18 protein-coding genes are annotated in these 14906 nt (G+C 60.1%); 17 read left to right on the top strand and 1 reads right to left on the bottom strand.

Going from position 1 to position 14906, the window contains the following annotated elements; genetic code table 11:
- Nucleotides 1-21 precede the first annotated feature (21 nt).
- From BMY73_RS10585 to BMY73_RS10525, 13 genes are all read left to right on the top strand, one after another.
- The gene (locus BMY73_RS10585; protein ID WP_062380508.1) at nt 22-549 is read left to right on the top strand and encodes a YceD family protein; all 528 of its coding nucleotides are present in this window, start codon (nt 22-24) and stop codon (nt 547-549) included.
- Between the two features lie 13 nt (nt 550-562).
- Entirely contained in the window at nt 563-745 is a 183-nt protein-coding gene (rpmF, locus tag BMY73_RS10580; RefSeq protein WP_003179396.1) for a 50S ribosomal protein L32, read from the top strand.
- A gap of 4 nt (nt 746-749) precedes the next feature.
- The gene (gene plsX, locus BMY73_RS10575) at nt 750-1757 is read left to right on the top strand and encodes a phosphate acyltransferase PlsX (RefSeq protein ID WP_092406954.1); all 1008 of its coding nucleotides are present in this window, start codon (nt 750-752) and stop codon (nt 1755-1757) included.
- Nucleotides 1758-1887: 130 nt separating this feature from the next.
- Nucleotides 1888-2826 carry an ACP S-malonyltransferase gene (fabD, locus tag BMY73_RS10570; RefSeq protein ID WP_092406952.1) on the top strand — a complete coding sequence of 313 codons (939 nt, stop codon included), beginning with the start codon at nt 1888-1890 and terminating at the stop codon, nt 2824-2826.
- 14 nt (nt 2827-2840) lie between these two features.
- Nucleotides 2841-3578, top strand: coding sequence for a 3-oxoacyl-ACP reductase FabG (gene fabG / locus BMY73_RS10565; RefSeq protein ID WP_092406950.1), 738 nt, complete (start codon nt 2841-2843; stop codon nt 3576-3578).
- 186 nt (nt 3579-3764) lie between these two features.
- Nucleotides 3765-4001, top strand: a complete 237-nt coding sequence (acpP, locus tag BMY73_RS10560; RefSeq protein ID WP_007253394.1) for an acyl carrier protein — start codon at nt 3765-3767, stop codon at nt 3999-4001.
- Nucleotides 4002-4108: 107 nt separating this feature from the next.
- A complete protein-coding gene (gene fabF, locus BMY73_RS10555) occupies nt 4109-5353 on the top strand; it encodes a beta-ketoacyl-ACP synthase II (protein WP_062380515.1) in 1245 nt (414 codons plus the stop codon).
- Nucleotides 5350-6168 (top strand): aminodeoxychorismate lyase, encoded by an 819-nt coding sequence (pabC, locus tag BMY73_RS10550; protein WP_092406948.1) that lies wholly within the window; start codon nt 5350-5352, stop codon nt 6166-6168. The genes fabF and pabC overlap by 4 nt, the downstream gene beginning before the upstream one ends.
- A 3-nt stretch (nt 6169-6171) precedes the next feature.
- The gene (gene mltG, locus BMY73_RS10545) at nt 6172-7413 is read left to right on the top strand and encodes an endolytic transglycosylase MltG (RefSeq protein WP_092406946.1); all 1242 of its coding nucleotides are present in this window, start codon (nt 6172-6174) and stop codon (nt 7411-7413) included.
- A 19-nt stretch (nt 7414-7432) separates the two neighbouring features.
- Complete coding sequence (gene tmk, locus BMY73_RS10540; protein ID WP_092406944.1) at nt 7433-8077, top strand: dTMP kinase; 645 nt, start codon at nt 7433-7435, stop codon at nt 8075-8077.
- Entirely contained in the window at nt 8070-9056 is a 987-nt protein-coding gene (locus BMY73_RS10535) for a DNA polymerase III subunit delta' (RefSeq protein WP_092406942.1), read from the top strand. The genes tmk and BMY73_RS10535 overlap by 8 nt, the downstream gene beginning before the upstream one ends.
- Nucleotides 9057-9099: 43 nt before the next feature.
- Nucleotides 9100-9456: a PilZ domain-containing protein gene (locus BMY73_RS10530; RefSeq protein WP_062380523.1), complete on the top strand. Its 357-nt coding sequence runs from the start codon at nt 9100-9102 to the stop codon at nt 9454-9456.
- A 14-nt stretch (nt 9457-9470) separates the two neighbouring features.
- Complete coding sequence (locus BMY73_RS10525; protein ID WP_092406940.1) at nt 9471-10262, top strand: TatD family hydrolase; 792 nt, start codon at nt 9471-9473, stop codon at nt 10260-10262.
- Nucleotides 10263-10533: 271 nt separating this feature from the next.
- Here BMY73_RS10525 and BMY73_RS10520 read toward each other — a convergent pair whose 3' ends face one another.
- Nucleotides 10534-11667, bottom strand: a complete 1134-nt coding sequence (locus tag BMY73_RS10520; protein WP_092406938.1) for an aminotransferase class V-fold PLP-dependent enzyme — start codon at nt 11665-11667, stop codon at nt 10534-10536.
- Nucleotides 11668-11743: 76 nt separating this feature from the next.
- Between BMY73_RS10520 and BMY73_RS10515 the strand changes: the two genes are divergently transcribed.
- The 4 genes from BMY73_RS10515 to BMY73_RS10500 all read left to right on the top strand — a co-directional run bounded on the left by BMY73_RS10515 (nt 11744) and on the right by BMY73_RS10500 (nt 14873).
- Entirely contained in the window at nt 11744-12406 is a 663-nt protein-coding gene (locus BMY73_RS10515) for a TetR/AcrR family transcriptional regulator (protein WP_062380529.1), read from the top strand.
- A 180-nt stretch (nt 12407-12586) separates the two neighbouring features.
- Nucleotides 12587-13192 carry a DUF4823 domain-containing protein gene (locus tag BMY73_RS10510; RefSeq protein WP_092406936.1) on the top strand — a complete coding sequence of 202 codons (606 nt, stop codon included), beginning with the start codon at nt 12587-12589 and terminating at the stop codon, nt 13190-13192.
- 10 nt (nt 13193-13202) lie between these two features.
- Nucleotides 13203-13766 carry a DUF1285 domain-containing protein gene (locus tag BMY73_RS10505; protein WP_062380533.1) on the top strand — a complete coding sequence of 188 codons (564 nt, stop codon included), beginning with the start codon at nt 13203-13205 and terminating at the stop codon, nt 13764-13766.
- A gap of 96 nt (nt 13767-13862) precedes the next feature.
- The gene (locus BMY73_RS10500; RefSeq protein ID WP_092406934.1) at nt 13863-14873 is read left to right on the top strand and encodes an aspartate-semialdehyde dehydrogenase; all 1011 of its coding nucleotides are present in this window, start codon (nt 13863-13865) and stop codon (nt 14871-14873) included.
- The last annotated feature ends 33 nt before the right edge of the window (nt 14874-14906 follow it).

The following is a 14906-nucleotide window of genomic DNA, read 5'->3' as shown; positions in this document are numbered from 1 at the left end:
CGTCCCTAGAATGCTGCGCCTATGTTGAATGACCCGATTCCACCTCACGTTGACCCGCGCAAATTAGCTGATCGTGGCACCACTCTTCAGGGAGAGATGCCGCTGGCTGATTTGGAGAGACTCTGCGACCCGCTTGCTGACAATCTCGGTACAGTGCAGGCGAAATTCGTTTTTGAACGAGACGAACAGCGCGCTGTGGTTATCCACAGTGAGATTGACGTTGAAGTCAAAATGGTTTGCCAGCGTTGTCTTGAGCTGGTCACCCTGCCGATCCACAGCGAATGCAGTTATGCCGTGGTGAAGGAGGGTGCAAATACCCAGTCGTTGCCGAAAGGCTATGACGTGCTGGAACTCGGCGAAGATCCATTGGATTTGCTGGCGTTGATCGAGGATGAGCTTTTGCTCGCCTTGCCCATTGTGCCAACTCATGATCCGAAAGAATGCCAGCAGCCGGCGGGCCTCGATGAGCCCGAGCCGAGCGTGGACGAGGTAACGCGGTCCAACCCGTTCAGTGTATTGGCGCAGTTAAAGCGTGACCCAAACGTTTAGGAGTTAATCAATTATGGCTGTTCAGCAGAACAAAAAATCCCGCTCTGCCCGTGACATGCGCCGTTCGCACGACGCTCTCGAGGCTAGCACTCTGTCTGTAGAAAAAACCACCGGTGAAGTTCACCTGCGTCACCACGTATCGCCAGAAGGCGTATACCGTGGCCGTAAAGTGATCGACAAGGGCGCTGACGAGTAATTTCTTGTCCGCTCCGGTCATCGCGATCGACGCAATGGGCGGGGACTTCGGTCCCCGCAGCATTGTTCAGGCCAGCATTGCCTGCCTGCTCGCTACGCCCTCGCTTCATCTGACCCTCGTCGGTCAAGCCTCCCTTCTTGAAGAGCTCATCGCACACCATGCCGGTGTTGATCGGTCGCGCCTGCTCGTCGTCAATGCCACTGAAGTCATCACCATGGACGATCGGCCCTCGCTTGCGCTGCGCGGCAAGCCGGATTCGTCGATGCGTGTAGCGTTGCGTCTGTTGGCGGACGGTAAGGCGCAGGCGTGTGTCAGTGCCGGAAATACCGGTGCGTTGATGGCGCTCTCGCGGTTCGTGCTCAAGACCCTGCCAGGCATCGACCGGCCCGCCATGGTCGCGGCGATTCCGACCCAGCGTGGCTACTGTCAGTTACTGGACCTGGGCGCGAACGTCGATTGCAGTGCCGAGAACCTTTATCAGTTCGCCGTCATGGGAGCCGTCGCGGCCGAAGCGCTCGGCGTGGCGCGGCCCAAGGTTGCGCTGCTCAATGTCGGCACCGAAGACATCAAGGGCAACCAGCAGGTCAAGTTGGCAGCCAGTTTGTTGCAGGCCGCGCCGGGCCTCAACTACGTCGGGTTCGTTGAAGGCGACGGTCTGTATCGCGGCGAGGCTGATGTGGTGGTGTGTGACGGGTTTGTCGGGAATATCCTGCTTAAATCCAGCGAAGGCCTGGCCACCATGATCGGCGAGCGGATCGAAGGGTTGTTCCGGCAGAATGTGCTGTCCAGGGCCGTCGGCGTGCTGGCGATGCCGCTGCTCAACCGCCTCAAGGCTGATCTGGCGCCTGCGCGTCACAACGGCGCAAGCTTTTTGGGGTTGCAGGGCATTGTGGTGAAGAGCCATGGCTCTGCAGGTGCTCAGGGCTTTCAAAGCGCGATTCAGCGGGCCCTGATCGAAATCCAGGAGAATCTGCCCGAGCGTCTGCATGGGCGTCTGGAGGCGTTGCTGTAGCGCGTCTTGCGCTAGAATGTGACCCTTGTGACTGATGGGTCATCCAATTGGCCAGTTGCAACACTTTGAATTACCTTGCGTTCGGTCCGTCCGGACGTTCTTTTCGACGACAATAATCAGGGGCTTGTTAATGTCTGCTTCCGTCGCATTCGTCTTTCCAGGTCAGGGCTCGCAGTCCCTCGGCATGCTTGCCGAGCTGGGCGCGCAGTACCCGGTGATCCTGGACACGTTTAAAGAAGCCTCCGACGCTTTGGGTTATGACCTCTGGGCGCTGACCCAGCAGGGCCCGGAAGAAAACCTCAATCAAACCGACAAAACCCAGCCGGCCATTCTGACGGCTTCGATCGCCTTGTGGCGTTTGTGGCTGGCAGAAGGCGGCGTGCGTCCCGCGTTCGTCGCCGGCCACAGCCTGGGTGAATACAGCGCGCTGGTAGCGGCTGGCAGCCTGTCGCTGGCGGATGCCGTCAAGCTGGTGGAACGTCGTGGTCAACTGATGCAAGAGGCTGTTCCGGCCGGGCAGGGTGGCATGGCCGCCATTCTCGGTCTGACCGATGCCGATGTGATTGCAGCATGCGCCGAAGCGGCTCAGGGCGACGTCGTCAGTGCCGTGAATTTCAACTCGCCGGGTCAGGTGGTGATCGCCGGTGCCAAAGCGGCCGTCGACCGCGCGATTGAAGCCTGCAAGGCCAAAGGTGCCAAGCGCGCGCTGCCATTGCCGGTCAGCGTGCCGTCGCACTGTGAGCTGATGCGTCCTGCTGCCGAGCGTTTTGCCGAGTCCGTCGCTGCCATCGACTGGCAAGCGCCGCAAATCCCTCTGGTACAGAACGTCAGCGCCAGCGTGGTTTCGGACCTGGAGACGCTGAAAACCGATTTGCTGCAACAGCTGTACAAGCCGGTTCGTTGGGTCGAGTCGATTCAGGCGCTGGCCGCCAATGGTGCACTGCAGTTGGTGGAGTGCGGCCCGGGCAAAGTCCTGGCGGGTCTTAACAAACGTTGCGCCGATGGCGTGAACACCCACAACCTCAATACCCCGGATGCCTTCGCCGCCACTCTCGCGGCGCTGGCCTGATAAGGAGAACCTGCATGAGTCAGGGTAAAGTTGCACTGGTCACCGGTGCGAGCCGTGGCATTGGTCGGGCGATCGCCCTGGAACTGGGCCGTAACGGCGCCACGGTGGTGGGGACTGCCACGACCGAGTCCGGTGCCGAGAAGATCACTGCCTACTTCAAGGAAAACGGCATCGAAGGCTTCGGCATCGCACTCGATGTCGGGAGCGACGAGTCGGTCAGTGCGGTTCTGGCGCAGATTCAGGAGCGCGTTGGCGCGCCGTTGATCCTGGTCAATAACGCCGGCATCACCCGTGACAACCTGATGATGCGCATGAAGGACGACGAATGGCATGACGTCATCAATACCAACCTGACCAGCCTGTACCGCCTGACCAAAGGCGTTTTGCGTGGCATGACCAAGGCCCGTTGGGGCCGCATCATCAGCATTGGCTCCGTAGTGGGTGCCATGGGCAACGCAGGTCAAGTAAACTACGCCGCCGCGAAAGCGGGGCTGGAAGGTTTCAGTCGCGCGCTGGCGCGTGAAGTCGGCTCGCGAGCAGTGACTGTCAACTCGGTAACCCCAGGGTTTATCGACACCGACATGACCCGCGAGCTGCCAGAGGCACAACGTGATTCACTGACGAGCCAGATTCCTCTGGGTCGACTGGGGCAGGCAGAAGAGATCGCGCACGTGGTCGCTTTTCTTGCCTCGGAAGGTGCAGGCTACGTTACCGGGGCTACAATCCCCGTGAACGGCGGCATGTACATGTGACTCCCCGTATCGAAAAAATGTCATACGGGCTGTCTAAAATCCGTTATAAAGCTGAAATCTATTAATGGGTTGAGGGGCGATGGGCGTAGCGGGAATTGCGTTGAGCTTGAAATACGCAAAACCTCTTCTATACACTTACCCGTCGGCCAGCTGCCTGAATTTGTCCACTAGGAGTTAACACACGGTATGAGCACCATCGAAGAACGCGTCAAGAAAATCGTTGCCGAGCAACTTGGCGTCAAACAAGAGGAAGTGGTCAACACCGCTTCGTTCGTTGAAGACCTGGGTGCCGACTCCCTTGACACCGTTGAGCTGGTAATGGCTCTGGAAGAGGAATTCGAGACCGAAATCCCTGACGAAGAAGCCGAGAAGATCACCACTGTTCAAGCTGCTATCGACTACGTTACTGCCCATCAGGCGTAAGATTTTGTAATCGTAGCGCGCTGTCATGGAAAAACCGCACTGCCCCAGGCGTGCGGTTTTTTCTTTAAGCAGGGCAGTGTTTCGTCAATAGAAAAAAGGAGAGTCCTGTGTCGCGTAGACGCGTCGTGGTCACCGGTATGGGTATGCTGACGCCATTGGGCAACGATGTGCCCAGTACCTGGCAAGGCATTCTGGCTGGCCAGAGTGGCATTGGCCTAATCGAACACACGGACCTTTCGGCTTACACGACCCGCTTCGGCGGTTCGGTCAAAGGATTCAAGGTCGAGGAGTATCTGTCGCCCAAAGAGGCGCGCCGTCTCGATCTCTTCATTCAGTACGGCCTGGCTGCCAGCTTTCAGGCGGTACGCAATGCGGGTATCGAAATCACCGACGCCAACCGTGAGCGGATTGGAGTGGCGATGGGCTCCGGTATCGGGGGGCTGACCAATATTGAAAACACCAGTCGCCTGCTGCATGAGCAAGGCCCTGGCAAGATCTCCCCGTTCTTCGTGCCCGGGTCGATCATCAACATGATTTCCGGATTCCTGTCGATCCATCTGGGCGCACAGGGGCCGAACTACGCCATCGCGACGGCCTGCACCACGAGCACGCACTGCATCGGCATGGCCGCGCGCAACATCGCGTACGACGAGGCGGATGTGATGATTGCGGGTGGTGCCGAGATGGCCGCCTGTGGTCTGGGCATGGGCGGCTTTGGTGCCTCTCGTGCCTTGTCGACCCGAAACGACGAACCTGCGCGCGCCAGTCGCCCTTGGGACAAAGGCCGTGATGGCTTCGTGCTGTCCGACGGCGCAGGCGCACTGGTCCTTGAAGAACTGGAACATGCCCGGGCCCGTGGTGCGACGATCTACGCCGAGTTGATCGGTTTCGGCATGAGCGGCGATGCGTTCCATATGACTTCGCCACCGGAAGATGGCGCGGGTGCGGCTCGTTGCATCACCAATGCGTTACGCGATGCGAAAGTCACGCCGGATCAGGTCCAGTACATCAACGCTCACGGTACATCGACGCCAGCGGGCGATCTGGCAGAGGTTAACGCGATCAAGTCGGTCTTCGGCGATCACGCCTACAAGCTGGCGGTCAGTTCCACCAAGTCCATGACCGGGCACTTGCTGGGAGCGGCAGGCGCCATCGAAGCGATCTTCAGTGTGCTGGCAATCAATGGCCAGGTGGCGCCACCGACCATCAACCTCGATGAGCCGGGCGAAGGCTGCGATCTGGATTTTGTGCCCCATGAACCGCGCAACATGCCCATCGACGTTGTCGTCTCCAACTCGTTCGGGTTTGGCGGCACGAATGGCTCGCTGGTGTTTCGCCGGTACGCCGAATGACCGCGTGCTGGATCGATGGCGCGCCAGCCGACGCTCTGCCCGTAAAGGACCGGGGGTTGGCCTACGGCGATGGCCTGTTCGAGACCCTGCTGGTCAGGGCGGGCCAGCCATTGCTGTTCGAACGTCACCTGCAGCGTCTGGCGCTGGGCGGGCGGCGTCTGGCGCTTAACCTCGATCTGGCGCTGATAGAGCAAGAGTGTCGGGCATTTGCGGTGCAGATGAACGAAGGCGTGATGAAGTTGATCGTCACCCGGGGCGATGGCGTGCGCGGTTATGCGCCCGCTGTCGACGCCCAGCCTCGGCGCATCCTGCAGAGCAGCCCGCTGGCTCTCTACCCCCAGGCGAATGCCGAACAGGGTGTTCGTCTTTTTCCCTGCAAAACCCGACTGGCCGAACAGCCACTGCTGGCAGGGCTCAAGCACCTCAATCGCCTGGAGCAAGTCATTGCGCGCGCAGAATGGAGCGACGCAGAGCATGCCGAGGGCCTGATGCGTGATACCGCGGGCCGGGTTGTCGAAGGGGTCTACAGCAACCTGTTCATGGTCAAGGGTGGCGTGCTGCTGACACCGGACCTGACGCGATGCGGGGTCGCGGGCGTGATGCGGGCCGAATTGCTGACCCTGGCCGAGCAGGAAAACATGCCGGCTCGCGCGCTTGATCTGCACATGTCCGACCTGCAGAAGGCCGATGAGGTTTTTGTCTGTAACAGCGTCTACGGTATCTGGCCTGTCCGCGCGTTCGAGCAACTGAACTGGCCGGTTGGAACGGTCACCCGTAAACTGCAAAACCTCGTTCGCGGGCTTCTGGATATCTGATTCGTGATCCGAAAATTATTTGTCTTGCTGGAAACCGGTGTGATTCTGGCGGGGCTGTTACTGGGTCTGGCTTTCTGGCAGCAGAACAGCGCGCTGCAGCAACCCTTGAAACTGACACAAGAGCAATTGCTCGATGTGCCCTTAGGTTCGTCCCCGACAGGCGTGCTCAACCGCCTGGAGGCCGACGGCGTCATCAAGGATGCATTCCTGTTGCGCCTATATTGGCGCTTCAATCTGTCCGGTCAGCCGCTGCACAGCGGTGAATACCGCATGACGCCGGGCATGACGGCGAAGTCGTTGCTGACGCTGTGGGAAAAGGGCGAGGTCGTGCAGTACAGCCTGACGCTGGTGGAAGGCTGGACGTTCCGTCAGGTTCGCGCGGCACTCGGCAAGCAGCCAAAGCTCGAACAGACCCTCAGCAACCTCAGTGACAGTGAGGTGATGGCCAAACTGGGTCACCCCAACGTTTTCCCCGAAGGTCGCTTCTTCCCGGACACTTATCGCTACGTTCGCGGCATGACCGATGCCGAATTGCTCAAGCAGGCGTATAACCGACTCGATGCGGTGCTTCAGGAAGAATGGGACAAGCGAGCGGCGGATGTGCCTTATGCCGATCCCTATCAGGCGTTGATCATGGCGTCGCTGGTGGAGAAAGAGACGGGCGTGCCGCAGGAGCGCGGGGAGATCGCGGGGGTTTTCGTGCGACGGCTGCAGAAGGGCATGTTGTTGCAGACCGATCCAACCGTCATCTACGGACTCGGCGAGCGCTATAACGGCAAGATCACCCGTGCTTTTCTGAAGGAAGCCACGCCTTACAACACGTATGTCATCTCCGGTCTGCCACCGACACCCATCGCCATGGTCGGCCGTGAAGCCATTCATGCGGCCATGCACCCCGTGGCAGGCAGCAGTCTGTACTTTGTTGCGCGAGGTGACGGCAGCCACGTGTTCTCGGACGATCTGGACGCCCACAATGCGGCGGTGAAGGCATTTCAGCTCAAGCGTCGCGCCGACTACCGCTCCAGCCCTGCGCCTGTTGCGCCGACGCCTGCCGTCGAGGCTGCACCGGCGACCGAGAAGCCTGCGACCGACACGGCGCCAGTGCCTGAGTCGGCTGAGCCACAGTCGTCTGAGATGCCACCGGTTGAACAGAAGGCGCCGGAGCCTGAAGCGGCCGAACCCGCCAATGCACCGACCGACTCAAGTGACAAGATTGAGAAGAAGGGCGAGCAGAGCCCGCAATGAATCTGATTAAGGACTGCCTGTGACCGGTTTGTTTATTACGCTGGAAGGTCCCGAAGGTGCGGGCAAGAGCACCAACCGCGAGTACCTGGCCGAGCGCCTGCGCAGCCACGGCGTCGATGTCGTGCTGACCCGTGAACCCGGAGGCACGCCGTTGGCCGAACGCATTCGCGAACTGCTGCTGGCGCCCAGCGACGAAACGATGGACGCCGACACCGAACTGCTGCTGGTGTTCGCGGCCCGTGCACAGCACCTGGCGGGCGTGATTCGGCCGGCCTTGGCGCGCGGTGCGGTGGTACTTTGCGATCGTTTCACCGACGCGACCTACGCATATCAAGGTGGCGGCCGAGGCCTGTCGGTCGAGCGTATCGCCGCACTGGAAGACTTCGTTCAGGGCGATCTGCGGCCGGATCTGACGCTGGTGTTCGATCTGCCAGTGGAAATCGGCCTGTCGCGTGCGGCGGCGCGGGGTCGTCTGGATCGCTTTGAACAGGAAGGCCGCGCGTTCTTCGAGGCCGTGCGCACGACTTACCTGAATCGTGCTGCAGCTGCGCCTGAGCGTTACCGGCGAGTAGATGCCGCGCTGCCGCTGGATCAGGTGCAAGCATCCCTTGATGCGCTGCTGCCCGATCTGCTGAACCTGCTGGCGGCACGCCGACATGGCTGAGGCCTACCCTTGGCAACACGCGCTCTGGCAGCAACTGGCCGGCCGTCGCCAGCACGCGCATGCCTACTTGCTGCACGGCCCGGCGGGCATCGGCAAGCGGGCGCTCGCCGAGCGTTTGATGCATTTGTTGTTGTGCCAGCAGCCCCAAGGGCTGGAAGCCTGCGGTCACTGCAAGTCCTGTTCGTTGCTGGCCGCAGGCAGTCATCCCGACAATTACGTGCTGGAACCGGAAGAAGCGGACAAGGCGATCAAGGTCGACCAGGTGCGTGATCTCGTCAGTTTCGTGGTTCAGACCGCGCAGATGGGCGGGCGCAAGGTGGTGCTCATCGAGCCGGTGGAGTCGATGAACATCAACGCCGCCAACGCCCTGCTGAAAAGTCTCGAAGAGCCGTCCGGGGACACCGTGCTCCTGCTCGTCAGTCACCAGCCCAGCCGTCTGTTGCCCACCATCAAAAGCCGTTGCGTGCAGCAGGCCTGTCCGCTGCCCAGCGAAGCCACGAGTGTGGCGTGGCTGGCGGAGGCCTTGCCGGAATGCACCGAGGAGGAGCGCGTCGAGCTGCTGACCCTCGCCGCCGGTTCTCCACTGGCGGCGGTCAGTCTTCAGGCACAAGGCGTGCGAGAGCAGCGCGCCCAAGTGGTGGACGGGGTGAAGAAACTGCTGAAAGGTCAGCAATCACCGACGCAACTCGCCGAAGGCTGGAAAGACATCCCGCTGTTGTTGCTGTTCGACTGGTTCTGCGACTGGTCGAATCTGGTGCTGCGGTACCAGTTGACCGAGGACGAAAGCGGCCTTGGGTTGGCTGATATGCGCAAGGTGCTGCAGTACCTGGCGCAAAAGTCGCGTCAGTCCAGCGTGCTGGCCATGCAGGACTGGGTGCTGTTGCAGCGTCAAAAGGTGTTGTCGAAAGCGAACTTGAATCGCGTTTTGTTGCTCGAAGCCTTATTGGTGCAGTGGGCATCCTTGACCGGACAGGGTTAGACTGGCCGTCTGCATCACATCAGTATTGTTCGAGGAAGTTGAGATGAACGTGCCACTGAGCCCGGGTCCACGTAACGGCATCCTGTCCCTGACGATCAAGGACAAGTCGGTCCTGTACGCGGCCTACATGCCCTTCATCAAAAACGGCGGACTGTTCATTCCGACCAGCAAGAGCTACAAACTGGGCGATGAGGTGTTCATGCTGCTCAACCTGATGGACGAGCCGGAGAAAATTCCGGTCGCGGGCAAAGTGACCTGGATCACACCAAAAGGCGCCCAGGGCAACCGCGCCGCGGGTGTCGGCGTGCAGTTCAATGACGGCGACAACACCGCGCGCAACATGATTGAAACCTACCTGGCCGGGGCTCTGAAGTCCGACCGTCCGACCCATACGATGTAAGTAGCTGCGATCCCATGCTTGTAGATTCCCATTGCCACCTGGATCGTCTCGATCTCACTCAACATGCCGGCTCACTGGATAACGCCCTCGAGGCAGCGCGTGGCCGTGGCGTCGGTCATTTCCTGTGCATCGGCGTCAGCGCCGACAATGCCGGCGCGGTCAAGGCGCTGGCAGAGCGCTACGATGACGTCGATTGCTCGGTCGGCATTCATCCGCTGGACCTCAAGCCGGGCGAGACGCCTGCAATGGAGTGGTTGCTCAACGAACTCAACCATCCGCGTGTGGTGGCCATCGGTGAGACGGGGCTGGATTATCACTACGAACCAGAAGCCGCCGAACTGCAGCAGGCGTCGTTCCGGTTGCATTTACAGGCGGCCAGCGTCACAGGCAAGCCAGTGATCGTGCATACCCGGGGCGCTCGCGAGGACACGCTGACCCTGCTGCGTGACGCCGCCTTGCCCCAGGCGGGCGTGCTGCACTGCTTCACGGAAGACTGGGACATGGCCAAAGCCGCATTGGACCTGGGGTTTTACATCTCGCTCTCCGGCATCGTTACCTTCCGCAATGCCGACGCCCTGCGCGACGTGGCGAGCAAGGTGCCTGCCGACCGTTTGCTGGTCGAGACCGACTCGCCTTATCTCGCGCCGATTCCCTACCGTGGAAAGCCGAACCTGCCGCAGTACGTACGTGAAGTGGCAGAGTTTCTGGCGATGCTGCGAGGCGTCAGCTACGAGCGTTTTGCCGAACAGACCACTGATAACTTCAAGCGCCTGTTCGCGCAGGCTCGGGTCAGGCAGGCCGCCTAAGGCGCCTGGTTCCGGGCTGCAGCTGCTGACACGCCAAGCGCTGGCGTGCTGAATCGCAGGCAAAAAAAACCCGGGTTCTGGGGGGTGAATCCGGGTTAAGACCATTAGGAGTAAAACAAAGACACGCTATCCGTCGGTGCCTTTACCGATGCCGACACTTGGGGGAGATGTCGCATCAGCGAATGTAAGTATTGGTCATAATCCCGTGGCGTCCAGCGCCAGGCTGTACGTTTTTTAAACAGTTTTGGAATATCAGACCGCTGCTGATACCTCATTGCGAGGCGATACGGCGCACAATGGCCAATGTCTCCTCGATCACCCGTGATTGGGTATAGAAATGCGGCGAAAACCGGATGCCAGGTCCTCTGGGCAGGCACACCACCTGGTTATGCATCAACTGCTGCCAGACGGTATTTGCCTGCAGGCCATCCATGCTGAACGTGAGGATGCCGGAGCGGCGCTCGGCGTCGCGGGATGAATGCAGCACCACACTGCTGACCGCGCTCAGTCCTTCTTCAAGCCATTTCACGCGTTCCAGAACGGCGTGCCCGACCTGTTCCATTCCGATTTCTTCAAGCAATGACAGGCTCGCGTCCAGCGCCATGGCGCCGAGTGTATTCGGGCTGCCGCACTCGAAGCGCTGAGCGCTGGCGGCGGGCTGCCATTCTTCACGCCCATAGTCGCCCGAGTGTTCGAGCATGTGCCAGCCGAACTCATGCAGCTTCAATTGGGGCCTTAGCGCGGCGCTACAGTAGAAGACGCCGAGTCCTTCCGGGCTGCACATCCATTTGTGACCGTCCGCCATTGCAAAATCACACTGGCTGGCCTGGACATCGAACGGCAGGGCACCGATCTGTTGAATGGCGTCGATGCAGAACAGCACGCCGCGTTGCTTCAGGCCGTGGCCCAGGCGTTCGAGATTCAGGCGCGTTCCCGTCGCGAATTGCACTGAGCTGATGGAAAGCAGGCGTGTCCGCGGCCCGCACGCCGCCAGTAATGCCCCTTCGGGATCCCGGCCTTTCAAACTGACGTAAACCACGTCGACGCCCTGCGGTTTGAGGGCTTCCCAGACGACACGGTTGGACGGGAATTCTTCGTCGCTGATGACCACGTTGTCGCCCGCCTTCCAGTCAAGGCCAAAAGCGACAAAAGACAGGGCTTCCGAGGTGTTTTTGACCAAGGCGATGTCTTCGGTCGACGGTGCGTTCAGCAACCTGGCGAGTCGTTCACGAAGGCGACGTTCGACCTTCATCCAGTCCGGATAGTCGCGCGCGCCCAGTAAAACGTTCTCTTGCGCGAATCGATGGACTGCGGCGGCCGTGCGTTTTGGCCAGGGGCCGACCGCCGCGTGGTTGAGATATCGCAAATCGGGGGCTTGGGCGAATTCGTCATGAAACGTCGACATGGTCGGATGATCCGTGCAATTTGCTGCAAGTTAGGCATAATGTGCGGCTTCGATTTTGAACCCACAGCCTCTTCCTATGCAGAAAGAACCTCGTAAGGTCCGTGAGTTTCGGCGCCGTGAGCAAGAAATTCTCGATACCGCGCTCAAGCTGTTTCTCGAACAGGGTGAAGACAGTGTCACTGTCGAGATGATTGCTGATGCCGTGGGTATTGGCAAAGGCACCATCTATAAGCATTTCAAGTCCAAGGCGGAGATCTATCTGCGCCTTATGCTCGACTACGAGCGCGATTTGAACGAGTTGCTTCACTCGGCCGATGTCGACAAGGACAAGGAGGCGCTCTCGCGCGCCTACTTTGAATTCCGCATGCGAGATCCGCAGCGGTACCGCCTGTTCGACCGTCTGGAAGAGAAGGTGGTCAAGGGCAACCAGGTCCCGGAGATGGTCGAGCAGTTGCACAAGATCCGTGCCTCCAACTTCGAGCACCTGACGTTGCTCATCAAAGGCCGGATCTCCGAAGGCAAGCTCGAAGACGTGCCGCCTTACTTCCACTATTGCGCAGCATGGGCGTTGGTGCACGGTGCGGTGGCGCTGTACCACTCGCCGTTCTGGAGCAATGTCCTGGAAGATCAGGAAGGTTTCTTTCAGTTCCTGATGGACATCGGGGTGCGCATGGGGAACAAGCGCAAGCGCGACCCCGAAACCGGTCATGACCTCAAGCCGGAAATCTCCGGGAGCTGATCCAAGCGGCATCAGCAGGTCCGCTCAACTGGCCTGCCGATGCCGTTCCCTGCTGCGCGCCAGGCGTCGCGGTTGCCAGGAAAAATCTCAACGGTTCGCTTCATCTCGTCCAGACATGGCGCAAAAGCTGCATTATCCGGCCATTCGCCGGTTTTCTGTCGCCGGACTTTGGAGGAAATAATGCGGAGCCTGATTTTACTGCTGACGTTCTTGGCATTGAGTGGCTGCATGCACGTCAGCGATCTGGCACAAGGCGCCCACGACGAGCTCAGCGATGCGGGGCTGCTGGACCATAGCTCAACGCGTCGAATCAATAATTTCCGCCTGCAGCCGGACTCCTTCATTTATATCGCTCAGGGCGCATTCGCGCCGCCGGGTGGCGCTTATCCGCGTCCTAACGTGGTGGCCGAAGAAGCCTTCAACGGTTTTATCGAATATTTCCCCATGGTTCGCCGAGCGCGCGCACCGGAAGGTCTGGATGAGGCGATGAACGAAGCGCGTGCCGCTGGCGCGCATTATCTGCTCTACACCCGTTTCGCCAGAGCGGACGACCGTATTGGCAATTTCGACGAATGGTCCGACCAGGAAGCGCTGGACCGTCTGGGCATCGACAGCGGTGTAATTCAGCTGATGCTGATCGAAACCAACACCCGCTATCTCATCGATTCGGCGCGTATTCACAGCCGTGGCGGCTTGCTGACGTTGCACGACACCAAGCCCGAAGATTTGCTAGGTCCCCCGATGGAGGATTACGCTCGCAGTCTGTTGGGCGTCGAAGCCCGCTGAGGAGTAGCGTATGAGCGATCCGGGCAAGGCCAACGACTTGCTGGCGCAGATCCCCAAGAGCGGCAAAGGCTTGCCACCGGTACACCTGTGGAATCCGGATTTCTGTGGCGATATCGACATGCGGATCGCCCGTGACGGGACCTGGTTTTATCTGGGAACGCCGATTGGTCGCAAACCCATGGTCCGCCTCTTTTCCACCATCATTCGTCGTGACGGCGACGACTATTTCCTGATCACGCCGGTCGAGAAGGTCGGGATCACGGTCGATGATGCACCCTTCGTTGCCGTGCTGCTGGACGTGCAGGGCGAGGGCGAATCGCAGGTGTTGCGTTTCACCACCAACGTTGAGGACGTCGTAGAAGCGGGCGCCGAGCACCCGTTGCGCGTTGCGCTCGACCCGGCCACCCAGGAACCTGCGCCTTATCTTCACGTGCGCAGCAATCTTGAGGCGTTGATTCATCGGAATGTCTTCTATCAACTGGTTGATCTGGCGGTCACCCGCGAGATCGACGGTCAACGCTGGATGGGCGTCTGGAGTCAGGGCGAGTTCTTCCGGATCGGGCTTGAGCCCTGACGGATCGACCGTGCTGCAGCCTGTTCTGCCAGGTCATTTGCCTGGCACCTCTGGCGCGGTTAAAGTGCCGCCCCCCGATTTCTCTGAGGTGTTTGCATGAGCCAGTCCATTGATCTCGCCGTGATCGGCGCCACCGGTACTGTCGGCGAAGCCATCGTCCAGATCCTTGAGGAGCGCGATTTCCCGGTGGGCGAGTTGCACGTCCTGGCCAGTGCTGAATCGGCGGGCAGCTCGGTCGCGTACCGTGGCAAGAACCTGCGCGTGCGTGAGGTCGACGGGTTCGACTTCAACAAAGTGAAAGTCGCTTTCTTCGCCGCCGGTCCTGCCGTGACCCGCAGTTACGCCGCGCGTGCGACGGCAGCAGGTTGTGCAGTGATCGATTTGTCTGGCGGTTTGCCGGTCGAGCAGGCGCCAAACGTTGTGCCTGAGGTCAATGCCGCGTTGCTTACCCGTCTGGCGAAGCCTTATCAGATCGCCTGCCCGAGCCCTGCGGCAGCGGCCTTGTCGGTCGTTCTGGCGCCACTGCGCGCACTCGTCGACGTCCAGCGAATCAGCGTCACCGCGTGCATGGCGGTGTCGATCTTGGGGCGCGAGGGTGTGACCGAACTCGCGCGGCAAACTGCTGAGTTGCTGAATGTGCGACCGCTGGAACCCAAGGTGTTCGACCGGCAGATGGCGTTCAACGTATTGGCGCAAGTCGGTACGCCTGACGCGCAAGGTCATGTTCCGCTGGAAAAACGTTTGGTCGCCGAGTTGCGAGAGTTGCTGTCGCTGCCTTTAATCAAGGTCGGTGTGACCTGCATTCAAGTGCCGGTGTTTTTTGGCGATAGCCTGAGCGTGTCGGTGCAGACCTCGGCGCCCGTGGACATGGCAGCGGTCGCTGCGGCGCTCGATGTGGCAGAAGGAATTGACCTGGTCGACGCGGGGGATTATCCGACGCCGGTCGGCGATGCCGTTGGCCAGGATGCTGTCTATGTAGGACGCCTGCGCGGTGGTATCGACGATCCTTGTGAACTCAATTTCTGGGTCACGTCGGACAATGTGCGCAAAGGCGCGTCGCTGAACGCTGTGCAGGTGGCCGAATTGTTGATAAAAGACGTTGTGTAAAAGATACTTGCCAACAATTCAAAGAATCATTCT

It is taken from the genome of Pseudomonas sp. NFACC02 (assembly GCF_900110765.1).
Taxonomy (GTDB): Bacteria; Pseudomonadota; Gammaproteobacteria; order Pseudomonadales; family Pseudomonadaceae; genus Aquipseudomonas.
The sequence above is the reverse complement of the archived record's forward strand: the minus strand, read 5'-3'. Positions and strand labels throughout refer to the sequence as shown.